This window comes from Methylorubrum podarium (genome assembly GCF_022179745.1).
GTDB classification, from domain to species: Bacteria; Pseudomonadota; Alphaproteobacteria; order Rhizobiales; family Beijerinckiaceae; genus Methylobacterium; species Methylobacterium podarium.
The window spans coordinates 1-12,752 of the sequence record NZ_BPRD01000198.1; the positions used below are offsets into that span (position 1 = coordinate 1).

The window sequence follows — 12,752 nt, forward strand, 5'->3', positions numbered from 1 at the left end:
CGGCGGCGATCGAAGCGGCGGTGGCGGCGCGGGTCAGGAGGTCGGCGGCATCGCCGAGGCGACCGTCCGGCTGCGGCGTGGGCTGCATGGTCATGGCGGGGCTCCGTTGGACTGAAGCCGGCCGGGCCGGCGGCACGTCAGAGGTGTTCGTGGAGGGCTCGTGGCGGATTTGGGGGGCTCGGGCCGGTCAGGCGCTCGGGCCGCGCACGCTCTCGACCATCCGGGCGATGGTCTCGATCGAGTAGAAGTTCTTCGGCGTGAGGCTCGCCGGCGGGATCATGATGTCGAACTCCGCCTCGACCGCGACCATCAGGTTGACGAGATCGAGCGAGGAGAGCCCGACATCGACGAGGGCATCCGCCCGGCCGAATTCCGGCTTGATCGCGTGGCGGGCGGCGATCGCGCAGGCGAGGCCCATGGTGCGATCCGCGACGCTGGCTGTCACCGCTTGTGACATGGTTTTCCGTTCCCCTTGGCTGTCGTCGACTGGATTGACCAGTGATCGTTGCGAATGAAATACAATTATTGTTTTATCAATACTCATGTCGGGAATGCGGAAAAAGCGTTTCTTGGTGTTAAGTATGTCATTGGTTAATCGTATTCTTGCCGGACACTGTCGAAACGGCTGCCGGCCCGTCCCTCAGGCCGGTGCGAGCGCGATGAAGCGCCCTCCGCCATAGGTCAGGGCGGGCCGCTCGCTCTCGCTCAGCCGCACTTCGCGCACCGCGCCGAGGAGGATGGCGTGGCTGTGCCGCTCGATCACCTCGTCCAGCGTGCAATCGACGATGGCCTGCGCCTCGGTCAGGCCGGAGGCGCCCGATTCCATGATCGTCCAATCCGCGCCGAGGTAGCGGGCGGCGCCGCGCAGGCCGCCGATGCCGGCGAAGCGCTCGGCGATCGCCTGCTGCCCGGCGCCGAGGATGCTGACGCAGAAATGCCGCCGCCGGGCGATGACCGGCCAGGTCGAGGAGGCGCGGTTGACGCAGACCAGCATGGTCGGCGGATCGACGGAGAGGGAGACGGCCGAGGTCGCGGTGAGCCCGACCCGGTCCTCGCCGATCCCGGCGGTGACCACGACGACCCCGCCGACGAGGCGGCGCATCGCCTGCCTGAGGAGCGTGCCGTCGGCGGACGGCGCGGGGAGCAGGGCGGCGGCGGCCATCACGCGCTCCGTCCCGCGACGCGGGCGGACGCGACCCGTCGACCGGCGGGTGAGCGGGATGCCTGGGATCTCCGGTGCGCGATCATGGTTCGCAGTCCGTCCGACGGTCTCGAATGGGGCTTGGTGAAACCGGTCCGTTCCGGTCCGGTCGAAACCGGACGTTATCGGTTCATCGCTATGGCGTTGCCTGTCCTCGCGGCGTGTCTGTGCAAGTCCAGGGCCCGGTCGGACGGGCCGTAAACTGTTCAGTTCCGGTACGAGCCGCAGGATGTGCCGAGGACCGGTCCCGAACCGGGACGCGTCCTGCCGTCAAGCGAGATCCGAGCGATGTCCCGAAGCGCCGAACCCGCCCTCCCCGCCCACCGCAGCGGGCGGAACGCCGCCCAGGCGCTGGTGGACCAGCTCGCAGCCAACGGCGTCACCCACGTCTTCGCGGTGCCCGGCGAGAGCTACCTGCCGGTGCTCGACGCGCTCTACGAATCGGGCATCGCGCTCACCGTCTGCCGCCAGGAGGGCGGCGCGGCGATGATGGCGGAGGCGCACGGCAAGGCGACGGGGCGGCCCGGCATCTGCTTCGTCACCCGCGGGCCCGGCGCCACCAACGCCTCCGCCGGCATCCACATCGCCCAGCAGGATTCGACGCCGATGATCCTGTTCGTCGGCCAGATCGAGCGGGGCTTGCGCGACCGCGAGGCGTGGCAGGAGGTCGACTACCGCGCCGCCTTCGGGCCGATCGCGAAATGGGCGACCGAGATCGAGACCGGCGCGCGGGTGCCGGAATACGTCTCGCGCGCCTTCCACACCGCCACCGGCGGCCGGCCGGGCCCGGTGGTGATGGCGCTGCCGAAGGACATGCTGAAGGATGCCTCCGAGGGACCTCTCGCCCCGCCCTTCGCGCCCGTCGAGGCGGCGCCGGGCGCGGAGGATCTGGAGCGCCTCGCCGCCCTGCTGGCGGAGGCCGAAAATCCCTTCCTCCTGCTCGGCGGCAGCCGCTGGAGCGAGCCGGCCTACGACGACATCCGCCGCTTCGCGGAACGGTTCGACCTGCCGGTCGCGACCAGCTATCGCCGGCTGCCGCTGTTCGATCCGCTGCACCCGAACTACGCGGGCGATCTGGGGCTCGCCGCCAACCCCAAGCTGGTGGCGCGGGCCAAGGCCGCCGACCTGATGATCGTGCTCGGCGGCCGCCTCGGCGAGGTCGCGAGCCAGACCTACGCGCTCCTCGACATCCCCGCGCCCCGCACCCGGCTCGTGCACATCCACCCCGGCGCGGAGGAGATCGGCCGGGTCTACGCGCCGCATCTCGGCATCACCGCCGCGCCGTCCCGGATGGCGGCGGCGCTCGCCCGGCTCGACGCGCCGGCCTCCGTCCCGTGGGCGGAGGCGACGCGCGCGGCCCATGCCGCGTATCTGGAATGGTCCGAGACCCCGACGCCGCAGCCGGGCCCGGTCAATTTCGGGCAGGTGATGGTCCACCTGCGCGAGGCGTTGCCGGAGGACGCGATCCTGTGCAACGGCGCCGGCAACTACGCCGCCTGGATCCACCGCTTCTACCGCTTCCGCCGGCTCGCCACGCACATGGCGCCGACCTCGGGCTCGATGGGCTACGGCGTGCCGGCGGCGGTGGCGATGAAGCGGGTCTTTCCCGACCGCACGGTGATCTCGATCAACGGCGACGGCGACTTCCTGATGAACGGCCAGGAATTCGCGACCGCCGTGCAATACGGCCTGAACATCGTCTGCATCGTCGCCGACAACGCGAGCTACGGCACGATCCGCATGCATCAGGAGCGCGACTTCCCCGGCCGCGTCTGCGCCACGGACCTCGTGAACCCGGACTTTGCCGCCTATGCCCGCGCCTTCGGCGGCGTCGGCTTCACCGTGGAACGGACGGAGGATTTTCCGGCGGCTCTGGAGGAGGCCTTGGCGGCGCGGCGCCCGGCGATCATCCACGTGAAGATGTCGGTCGACGCGATCGCGCCGGGCGCCAGCCTCACGGCGATCCGTGAGAAGGCGCTGGCGGGCGGGTGATACGGCGTCCGCTAGATGGCGTCGGTCAGAGCATGGCCTGTCCCCTCCTCACAAGGGATAGGTGAGGGAGCGATGACCGAGGTGATCAATCGGAAACTGTAGGAGACGAACCCGTAGGGGCGAAGGCGTGTAATCGACCCATGATGCGCGGCGTCACGGGCGGCGCTGCGGCTGTCCGGCCGCTTCGAGGATGAGGTCCGAGATCGCCTGCGGCTGCGAGATCAGCGCCAGGTGACTCGCCGCCAGCTCGATCGTCCGCGCCTTCATCCGACTGGCCATGAAGCGCTGGAGGTCGGGGTTGATCGTCCGATCCTCCGCCGACACCGCGTAGAAGCTCGGCTTCGAATGCCACGCCGCCTGCGTCGTCCGCGCGGTGAGCAGCGCCTTGCGAAACGGCTGCTGGACGGCAAACAGCACCTTCGCCCGTTCCGGCGGCAGGTCGCCCGCGAAGTCCCTCAGGAAGGCGGCCTCCGAGAGGCGTCCCTCGTCGCCGTCGAATACGATGCCGGCCGAGGCCGGCGGCGTCGGATAGGACTTGGCCAGCGCCGCGTAATCCTCGCCGGCATCGGGCGCCCGCGCCGCGACGTAGACGAGGGCCGTGACCTTCGGATCGGCGCCGGCCTCGGTGACGATCATTCCGGAGAAGGAATGCCCGACGAGGACCGTCGGTCCCTCCTGTCGCGCCAGCACGCGCTGCGCGGAGGCCACCGCCTCGTCGAAGGTGGTCAACGGGTTCTGCACCGAGGTGACGTTGAGGCCCGCCGCCTGAAGCCGGGGAATCACTTCCGTCCAGCACGACCCGTCGGCGAAGAGCCCGTGCACGAGCACGACGTTGCGGGCGCGCGGCATCTCCTGGGCTCTGGCCGAGCCGGGCAGCAGTGCCGCAGCGGTGGCGACCGCGAGGGAGCGGGTCAGGGTTCGCCGGTTCAACATGCCTGATGTCCTCATCACGGAATCGATAACGTCGCGCGCCTGCCTGACCGGATTTCGGCGTCGGAACGGGGCGCGGGGCGAACACGACCGACCGGCGCTCGCGGGTCTTGGCGCGCACCCGCCGACCAGCCTCCTCCCGCGCCGGCCGTTCCGGATCGGGTGCCGTACCTCGCCACGGAAGTCCCGGTCTGTCGAGCGGCCCGGGCCGGCGTCGCGTGCGTTCGAGCACGCTCCCCCGGCCGGCCGGTACCGATCAAGCGTGGCGTCGGACGACAGGAAGGGCAGATTTCGACCGCCCCGGCCTCACGGGCGCGCGATCACGCGGGTCACGCGAGACGTTCGGCCGAGGTTTTGCGGAACAGCGCCACCCTCAGCCACACCGCCGAGATCAGGAAGTAGAAGGCGCCGAACGCGGCGTAGGGCGCGATGTCGGCGATGCCGGGGATTGCGGCACCGGCGGCGAGCTTGACGAAGAAGCCGCCGGCCAGTGCCGATTGAGCCCCGCTCAGCACCATCGCCCACTGGGCGCCCGCGCTCCAGCGGCGGATGCCGGTGGCGAGCTGCAGCAGGCCCGAGAGCACCGCCCAGACGCCGAACACCGCCAGCACCGCGTTCAGGCTCCAGCCGAGCGCGAGGGCGACCGCGAGGGCGACGACGGTGCTCGCCGCCGCGTTGAGCGCCTGGGGGGGATTGGCCGTCAGGCCGCCGCTGCGCCGCGCGTCGAGGAGGTTGGCGACGGCGTCCCAGGCGGGATAGGCGACGAGGAGCACCGCCGCGGCCGGCGGCATCGTCTTTCCGACCGTCAGCGCGGCGGCGACCCAGCCGGCGGAGACGGCGGCGCGGAGGAAGTAGTAGGAACTCAGGCGGCGCGCAGCCGCGCGGTCAGGTTGCTGGACGCTCGTCATCGAGGTTCCCTTCATGGGTGGCGAGGGCGGAGGATCGGAAGAGCGGGCGGTCACGGGACAGCTCCGCCGACCCGACGGTCGGGTTGCGTGAAAGCCGCGTCTTCCCAGAGGGATAGGCGCCGCTCGATGAGGCCTGTGTACAGCCGGGAGCCGACGACACCCATGACCGGATCGCTGGAAAACTTGACCGATCTTCCGGATGGCGGGCCGCGCGGCGGCGCCTCCGGCGATCTCCTGTCGCACGTGCTGGCGCAGATCCGGCTGACCGGGGACCATGTCCGCTCCTGGGACGTGGCGCGGTCGCAGAGCCTCGATCTGGAGGCCGGGGCGGCCCACGTGCTGGTGGTCGCCGAGGGCGCGCTTCACGTCGAGGAGGCGGGCGCGGAGGCGGCTGTGATCGACACCGGCGACCTCGTGCTTCTGCCCCGCGGGCCGGGAGGGGCGCGGCTGGTCGCGTCGCAGGCGCCGGCCTCGGCGATCGTCTGCCGGTTCTGGTTCGATCCGCACAGCCTGCGCGGCATGATCGCGGCCCTGCCCGAGCGCATCCACATCCGGCGCGCGGAGGGAGCGGGATGGCTGGAGGGTATCGTGCCCTTCCTGATGGTCGAGGTGACCGACGACGAGCCCGGCGCCGCCCTGATGATCTCACGGATCATCGACGTGATCGTCATCCGTACCCTGCGGACCTGGGTGAAGCGCGGGCACACCACCGGATGGCTGGGCGCGCTGTCCGACCCCCGCATCGCCCGGGCGCTGAAGGTCGTGCACGAGCGGCCGCTGCAGCGCTGGAGCATCGACGCCCTGGCCGAGGCGGCCGGCATGTCGCGGTCGAGCTTCTGCGAACGCTTCGCCGCCCTCGTCGGCCGCTCGCCCCTGCGCTACCAGAACGAGTGGCGGCTCAACCTCGCCCGGGACATGCTCGCCGCTCGCGACGCCCGCGTCGGCGCGATCGCGCTGCGGGTCGGCTACGAGTCCGAGGCGGCCTTCAGCCGGGCCTACAAGGCCATGTTCGGGCACCCGCCCCGGGACGAGACGCCGTCGCCGGGCGAGGACAGGTCTCGCGGGTGAGGGGCTCGCCTGCCGGCGCGTTCCGGCGTCGGATCGGGAGCGCTAGGACAGCCGACCGTGCGCGAAATCCCAGTAGAGCTGGCGCGCGAGGCGAAACACCGGACCCGGCTCGAAGCGCACGTCGTCGAGCCCGGTGACCGGTGCGACCTTGGCGAAGTTGCCGGCGGTGAAGACCTCGTCGGCACCCAGGAAATCCTCGTAGCGCAGCGTCTTCTCGACCACGGTGAGCCCGGCCCCGCGCAGCAGCGCGAGGACGCGGGCGCGGGTGATGCCGGCCAGGAACGTGCCGTTCGGGACCGGGGTGTAGACCGCGCCGTCCTTCGCGAAGAAGGCGTTGGCGTTGGCGAATTCCGCGACGTTGCCGAGGCCGTCGAGCATCAGGCAGTTGCCGAAGCCGCGCGACAGCGCCTCGGTCAGCGCCCGCGCCCCGTTGGGGTAGAGGCAGCCCGCCTTGGCGTCGACCGGCGCCACCTCGATCGACGGGCGGCGGAAGGGCGAGAGCGTCGCCTTGATGCCCGTCGGCAGCGGCATCGGCGCCGTGTAGAGCGACAGGCACCAGTTGGTGGAGGCGGGATCGAAGCGCACGCCGCCGGCGAACCCGCTCTCGGCCCAGTACATCGGCCGGATGTAGAGTTCGGCGTCGGGCGCGAAGCGCGTCAGCCCCTCGGCGACGAGGCGGGCCCATTCCGCGACCGCGACCTTCGGCGCGAGGCCCAGCGCCGTGGCGGAGCGGTTGACGCGGGCGAGGTGCAGGTCGAGGTCGGGGGTGACCCCCTCGAAGGCGCGGGCGCCGTCGAACACCGTCGAGCCGAGCCACGCGCCGTGGGTGCGCGGCCCCATGATCCGGACATTGCCGGGGTGCCACGCGTCCTCGAAGAAGGTCCAGGTGTCGTGGTCCGGCGTCGTCATCGCGTCCGATCCTCTGAAAGGAGCCTGCCTCAGGCGGCTTCGAGCTGGCCGCCCGAGGCGGCGCGGCGGTTCAGCATCCGCTTGGCCTTGCCGGCGGCGCGCAGGGCGAGCGCCACGACCTTCGGCTGCGTCTTGCGGCAGAAGGCGACCTTCCGCACGTAGCTCTCGACATGCCAGTGGCAGACCGCGCCGCGGGGGATGAACAGCACGTCGCCGGCCTTGAAGGTCCTCGGCGGCGAGACGCCGTCGCTGATCGTGGCCGAGCCCTCGATGAAGTGGATCGTCTCGTCGATGTCGTAGTGCCACTCGAAGCGGCCGGCGGTGCAGTCCCAGACGAGGGTCCAGGCCATGCCGTCGTCGCTGCGCGAGAGCATGGTGTTGCGGGCCACCGGCCGACCCTCGTGGATCCAGCTCGGCTCGATCGGCGCGGAGCGCAGCGCGCCCGACGTCACGGACGGAATCATCGCTGTGGTCGACACATCATCCTCGTTCGAAGGAGCAGGCCTCCAAGACCATTCCGGAAGCACCCGGCCTATCACAAGGCATGGCGGAGAACAGATCGCAAGTCGATCCTGCCGTTATGACTAACGCGGGGACGCGCGACGACTGTCGAAGTCGCCGTCACCGGGCATCGTATGAAGTCTTCGCTCGATTTGGCACGCTTGGTCCATTTCGAGACACGGCGCGGGCGGCGGTGATTCCGCCGAAATCATCCGCCCGCGGCGGCCCGACCTGTCCTCGAACCGCCATTCCCCTGCCGTTCCGGGGCGTCAACCACGACGTGTCGCGGATCGGCGCGCACCCATCCTCGCATGCGGCCATCCCGTTCCGGCACGGGGAGGACTGGTCCCGGCCTTGCGCTCAAGGCGTCGACCCTACGGTTTCGGGACGGCTTCAAGACATGCGCAGCGAAACGATCGCCCTTCATGCCGGCTTCGAGCACGACCCGACGACGCACGCGGTCGCCGTGCCGATCTACCAGAGCGTGGCCTACGCCTTCGACAGCGCCGACCACGGCGCCGCCCTCTTCAACCTCGAGGAGGAAGGCTTCCGCTACAGCCGGATCGCAAACCCGACCGTCGCGGTTCTGGAGCGGCGCGTGGCGGAGCTGGAAGGCGGCCATTCGGCGCTCGCCGTCGCCTCGGGGCAGGCGGCCCTGCACTACGCCATCGCCACGCTGGCCGACCACGGCGGCAACATCGTCGCCGTGCCGCAGCTCTACGGCACGACCCACACGCTGCTCGCCCACGTCCTGCCGCGCCAGGGCATCACCTGCCGCTTCGCCGCGAGCGACCGGGCCGAGGACATCGCCGCGCTGATCGATGGCGACACCCGCGCCGTCTACTGCGAGTCGATCGGCAATCCGGCGGGCAACATCTGCGATATCGAGGCGCTGGCGGCGGTGGCCCACGCCCACGGCGTGCCGCTGGTCGTCGACAACACCGTGCCGACCCCGATCCTGATGCGGCCGATCGATTACGGCGCCGACATCGTCATCGCCTCGCTCACCAAGTTCATGGGCGGCCACGGCACCACGCTCGGCGGCATCATCGTCGATTCCGGGCGCTTCGACTGGATGGCGCAGGCCGACCGCTTCCCGATGTTCACGCGGCCGGACGTTTCCTATCACGGCCTCGTCTACGCCGACCATTTCGGCCCCGGCGCCTTCGCCGCGCGGGCGCGCAGCGTCTACCAGCGCACCACCGGCGCGGTGCTGCCGGCGATGTCCGCCTTCCTGCTTCTCCAGGGCATCGAGACGGTGGCCCTGCGGGTCGAGCGCCATGTCGAGAACGCGCGCAAGGTCGCCGAGCACCTGCGGGCGCACCCGCAGATCGCCTGGGTGAACTATGCCGGCTTCCCCGACAGCCCGAACCATCCGATGGCCCGCAAGTATCTGCGCGGCGAGGGCTCCTCGCTCCTGACCTTCGGCGTGCAGGGCGGGTTCGAGGGCGGCAAGGCGTTCTACGACGCGCTCAGGCTGGTGAAGCGCCTCGTCAACATCGGCGACGCCAAGTCGCTCGCCTGCCACCCGGCCTCGACCACGCACCGGCAGATGACCCGCGACGAGCAGCGGGTCGCGGGCGTGCTGCCGGAGACGATCCGGCTCAGCGTCGGCATCGAGCACATCGACGACATCCTCGAAGACCTCGACCAGGCGCTCGCGGCGGCCGCTCCCGCCGCGCTCGCGGCCTGACCCTTCCGTCACGATTCCCGGAGGAGACACGCCATGCTGGACTACGGCCCCTCGATCTCGCCCGCGGCGGAGCTGGATCTCGGCCAGCACGGCGTTTCCTGGTCCGAGCCGGCCCGCCCCGCGCCCGGCCTGCGCATCGGCCTCCTCAACAACATGCCCGATTCGGCGCTGGTGCAGACGGAGCGGCAGTTCCGTCGGCTGATCGGCCCCGGCATCGACCTACAGCTCTTCAGCCTCGATACGGTGCGGCGCGGTCCGCTGGCCCGCGCCCATCTCGACCGCTTCTACGCGACGCAAGCGGCGCTGGCCGGGGCCGGGCTCGACGCCCTCGTCGTCACCGGTGCCGAGCCGAAGGCCAGGCACCTGGCCGACGAACCCTTCTTCCCGGCGCTCGCGGCGGTGGTGGATTGGGCGGACGCGGGCGGGGTCCCGACCCTGTTCTCGTGCCTGGCCGCCCACGCGGCCGTGCTGCACCTCGATCGGATCGAGCGCCGGCCGCTGCCGGCCAAGCGGTCCGGCGTCTATGTCTGCACGGTGGTCGCCGACCACCCGCTGCTGGCGGGGATGCCGACGAGCGTGCCGGTGCCGCATTCGCGCTGGAACGACCTGCCCGAGGCGGCGCTGACGGCCCGCGGCTACCGGATCCTGCGCCGCTCGGACGCGGTCGGGGCCGACCTGTTCGTCCGCGACGGGCGCGGCGGCGCCCCGATGGTCTTCCTCCAGGGCCACCCGGAATATGACGGCGACACGCTGGCCCGCGAGTACCGCCGGGATATCGGCCGCTTCCTCGACGGCGAGCGCGACGCCTGCCCGGCGATGCCCGAGAATTACTACACCGACGAATCGGCCCGGCGTCTCGACGCCTTCGCCGCGGTGGCGCGGGCCTACCGCGTGCCCGCCCTGCACGCCGACTTCCCGACCATGGCCGAGACCCCGCCCCGGCCCGCCGGCTGGCAGGAGGGGGCCGCCGGGCTGTTCCGCAACTGGCTCGCTCTGGTCGCGGCCAGCGCCGCGCACGCCGCGTGAGGATGTCGGCCGTGGACCAGTCCTTCCCAGCGATGCTCGCCCCCGACCCGCTCGCCGGGAGCTCGGAGCCGGACCGGTCGGCCCCGCCGGCCCGTGCCTCCTCCACCGCCGGCTGGCTCGGGGCGCTCGCCCGGACGGCGCGGATCGATGCGAGCCCGGAGCGCATCTTTCCCCATGTGCTGGACGCCATCGCCGCCGAGCGCCCCCACGCGCCGGCCCTGATCGGCGATGGCGAGACCCTGAGCCATTCGGAACTCGCCGCCCGCCGCAACCGCTACGCCCGCTGGGCGCTGGCGCGGGGCCTCGCCAAGGGCGACACCGTCGCCCTGCTGATGCGGAACTGCCCGGACTATCTCGCGGTCTGGCTCGGGCTCACCTGTGTCGGCGTCTGCGTGGCGCTGCTCAACACCAACCTGCGCGGGGCCGGCCTCGCCCACTGCATCACGGTCGCCGCACCGCGCCTCGTCATCGCCGCGACTGACCTCGCCGAGGCGCTCGACGGCGCCCTGCCTCATCTCAGCGAGCGGCCGCACATCGTGTGGCAGGGACCGGACGCGCGAGACTCGCTCGCCGCGGCCTCGGCGGGCTTTCGCGAAGGACCGCTCGGGCTCGGCGAGGCGCCGCCCGTCACGCTGCGCGACCCGGCGCTGCTGATCTACACCTCAGGCACCACCGGCCTGCCCAAGGCCGCCCGGGTGAGCCACCACCGGGTGATGATGTGGACCCACTGGTTCGCCGGCCTGATCGACCCGACGCCGGACGACCGGATGTACGATTGCCTGCCGCTCTACCACAGCGTCGGCGGCGTGGTGGCGCCGGGCTCGGTGCTGCTCGGCGGCGGGTCCGTGGTCATCCGCGAAAAATTCTCCGCCAGCCGGTTCTGGGCGGACGTGACCGGGACCGGCGCGACCCTGTTCCAGTATATCGGCGAGTTGTGCCGCTACCTGACCCTCGCCGAAGCCGACCCAGCCGAGCGGAGGCACCGCCTGCGGCTCTGCACCGGCAACGGGATGCGCCCCGAGGTCTGGGAGGCGTTCCAGGACCGCTTCGCGATCCCCCGCATCCTCGAATTCTACGCCGCGACCGAGGGCACGCTCTCGCTCTACAACGTCGAGGGCAAGGTCGGCGCGGTGGGGCGCGTGCCCTCCTTCATGGCCCGGCGCTCGCCGGCCCTGATCGTGCGCCACGACGCGGCCACCGGCCTGCCCGCCCGCGACGCGCGGGGACGCTGCATCCCGGCCGAGTTCGGCGAAGCGGGCGAGTTGCTCGGCCGGCTCTCGGACAAGGCGGAATACACCTTCGAGGGCTATACCAGCGCCGAGGAGAGCGCGCGCAAGGTGCTGCGCGACGTGCTCGAACCGGGCGACGCCTGGATGCGCACCGGCGACCTGATGCGCCGCGACGCGCAGGGCTTCTTCTTCTTCGTCGACCGGATCGGCGATACCTTCCGCTGGAAGGGCGAGAACGTCGCCACCACCGAGGGCGCCGAGGCGCTCCACCGGGTCGCGGGCGTGCGCGAGGCCAACGTCTACGGCGTGGCCGTGCCGGGGGCGGAGGGCCGCGCCGGCATGGCGGCGCTCGTTGTCGGACCCGGTTTCGATCTCGCGCATCTTCACGCCGAGATGGAGGCCCGCCTTCCTGCCTATGCCCGGCCGCTGTTCCTGCGCCTGAGCGCGGAGCTCGGCCATACCGAGACCTTCAAGCAGAAGAAGGGCGCGCTGGCGGAGGACGGCTTCGACCCGGATCGGACCGACGACCCGCTCTACATCGACCGCGACGGCGCCTACCGCCGGATCGACGCGACCCTGTACGCGGAGATCGCCGGGGGCAGGCTTCGCATGTGACCCTGTGCTGCGCGCCTGAGTTCAGGTTTCGAAAGGACGAGTCCTTTCGCGGGTCCAGGGCAGAGCCCTGGTGAAGGGAAGCCGGGGCGCTGCCCCGGCGCCCCGCCAAAGGGGTGACCCCTTTGGAATCCCGATCGTCAAGCCGGCTGGAGCCGGCCGAGCGGCGTTGAAGGGGCTCTCAGCGCGCGCCGCAGCAGCGCGGCGAGGACGAGGCAGACCAGCATTTCCGCGGTGATCGCCACGGCGAGCAGGCCCTCGATGCCGAACCAGCGCACCGCCGGGTAGACGAGGGCGAGGTTCAGCGCCGCCGCCACCGCCGTGGCGGCGAAGACCGCGCCGGTCCGCTCCAGGGCGCGGAACGCGCAGATCTGCGCGAAGGACACGAGCGAGACCGGAAACAGCAGCGAGTACCACGCCACCACCCAGGCATAGGCCGCCATGTCGGGGCCGAAGGCCGCCGCGAGCAGGCTCTGTCCGGTCAGCGCCAGCAGCGCCGTGAAGCTCAGGCCCCCGGCGAAGCCGATGGCGGCGGTGACGCCGATGACCGGCCGCAACCCGTCGAGGCCGCGCGCGGCCAGGGCCCGGCCGGCGATCGGCGGGACGATGTTCTCCAGGGCGTCGCGGATCAGGTTGAGGACGCCGAGGATGCTCTGCGCGGCCCGCAGCACGCCGATCAGCGT

General features: G+C 71.4%; 12 protein-coding genes. 5 read left to right on the forward strand and 7 right to left on the reverse strand.

The features are described 5' to 3' along the window. Positions 1-187: 187 nt before the first annotated feature. Both MFF42_RS10750 and MFF42_RS10755 read right to left on the reverse strand, forming a co-directional pair. Positions 188-457 carry a phosphopantetheine-binding protein gene (locus MFF42_RS10750; protein WP_238255744.1) on the reverse strand — a complete coding sequence of 90 codons (270 nt, stop codon included), beginning with the start codon at positions 455-457 and terminating at the stop codon, positions 188-190. A 183-nt stretch (positions 458-640) separates the two neighbouring features. Beyond that, complete coding sequence (locus MFF42_RS10755) at positions 641-1,162, reverse strand: flavin reductase family protein (protein WP_238255745.1); 522 nt, start codon at positions 1,160-1,162, stop codon at positions 641-643. A gap of 327 nt (positions 1,163-1,489) precedes the next feature. Between MFF42_RS10755 and MFF42_RS10760 the strand changes: the two genes are divergently transcribed. After that, entirely contained in the window at positions 1,490-3,193 is a 1,704-nt protein-coding gene (locus tag MFF42_RS10760; protein WP_238255746.1) for a thiamine pyrophosphate-binding protein, read from the forward strand. Between the two features lie 153 nt (positions 3,194-3,346). Here MFF42_RS10760 and MFF42_RS10765 read toward each other — a convergent pair whose 3' ends face one another. Together MFF42_RS10765 and MFF42_RS10770 are read right to left on the reverse strand one after the other, a co-directional pair. Then, positions 3,347-4,126, reverse strand: a complete 780-nt coding sequence (locus MFF42_RS10765; protein ID WP_238255747.1) for an alpha/beta fold hydrolase — start codon at positions 4,124-4,126, stop codon at positions 3,347-3,349. Positions 4,127-4,452: 326 nt separating this feature from the next. Continuing rightward, complete coding sequence (locus MFF42_RS10770; RefSeq protein WP_238255748.1) at positions 4,453-5,031, reverse strand: DUF308 domain-containing protein; 579 nt, start codon at positions 5,029-5,031, stop codon at positions 4,453-4,455. A gap of 162 nt (positions 5,032-5,193) precedes the next feature. Between MFF42_RS10770 and MFF42_RS10775 the strand changes: the two genes are divergently transcribed. Then, positions 5,194-6,099: an AraC family transcriptional regulator gene (locus MFF42_RS10775; RefSeq protein ID WP_238255749.1), complete on the forward strand. Its 906-nt coding sequence runs from the start codon at positions 5,194-5,196 to the stop codon at positions 6,097-6,099. A gap of 42 nt (positions 6,100-6,141) precedes the next feature. Here the strand turns inward: MFF42_RS10775 and MFF42_RS10780 are convergent, their stop codons facing one another. Then, positions 6,142-7,008 carry a branched-chain amino acid aminotransferase gene (locus tag MFF42_RS10780; RefSeq protein WP_238255750.1) on the reverse strand — a complete coding sequence of 289 codons (867 nt, stop codon included), beginning with the start codon at positions 7,006-7,008 and terminating at the stop codon, positions 6,142-6,144. A gap of 29 nt (positions 7,009-7,037) precedes the next feature. Beyond that, positions 7,038-7,472 (reverse strand): cupin domain-containing protein, encoded by a 435-nt coding sequence (locus MFF42_RS10785; RefSeq protein WP_238255755.1) that lies wholly within the window; start codon positions 7,470-7,472, stop codon positions 7,038-7,040. A gap of 437 nt (positions 7,473-7,909) precedes the next feature. Here MFF42_RS10785 and MFF42_RS10790 point away from each other — a divergent pair, with 437 nt between their 5' ends. From MFF42_RS10790 to MFF42_RS10800, 3 genes are read left to right on the forward strand one after another with little or no spacing between them, the layout of a single operon-like run. Next, the gene (locus MFF42_RS10790; protein WP_238255751.1) at positions 7,910-9,202 is read left to right on the forward strand and encodes an O-acetylhomoserine aminocarboxypropyltransferase/cysteine synthase family protein; all 1,293 of its coding nucleotides are present in this window, start codon (positions 7,910-7,912) and stop codon (positions 9,200-9,202) included. Between the two features lie 33 nt (positions 9,203-9,235). Then, positions 9,236-10,228: a homoserine O-succinyltransferase MetA gene (gene metA, locus MFF42_RS10795; protein ID WP_238255752.1), complete on the forward strand. Its 993-nt coding sequence runs from the start codon at positions 9,236-9,238 to the stop codon at positions 10,226-10,228. A gap of 2 nt (positions 10,229-10,230) precedes the next feature. Further along, the gene (locus tag MFF42_RS10800) at positions 10,231-12,072 is read left to right on the forward strand and encodes a long-chain-acyl-CoA synthetase (RefSeq protein WP_373875176.1); all 1,842 of its coding nucleotides are present in this window, start codon (positions 10,231-10,233) and stop codon (positions 12,070-12,072) included. Positions 12,073-12,209: 137 nt separating this feature from the next. Here MFF42_RS10800 and MFF42_RS10805 read toward each other — a convergent pair. Then, a partial coding sequence (locus MFF42_RS10805; protein WP_238255754.1) for a polysaccharide biosynthesis protein occupies positions 12,210-12,752 on the reverse strand: 543 nt, incomplete at its 5' end.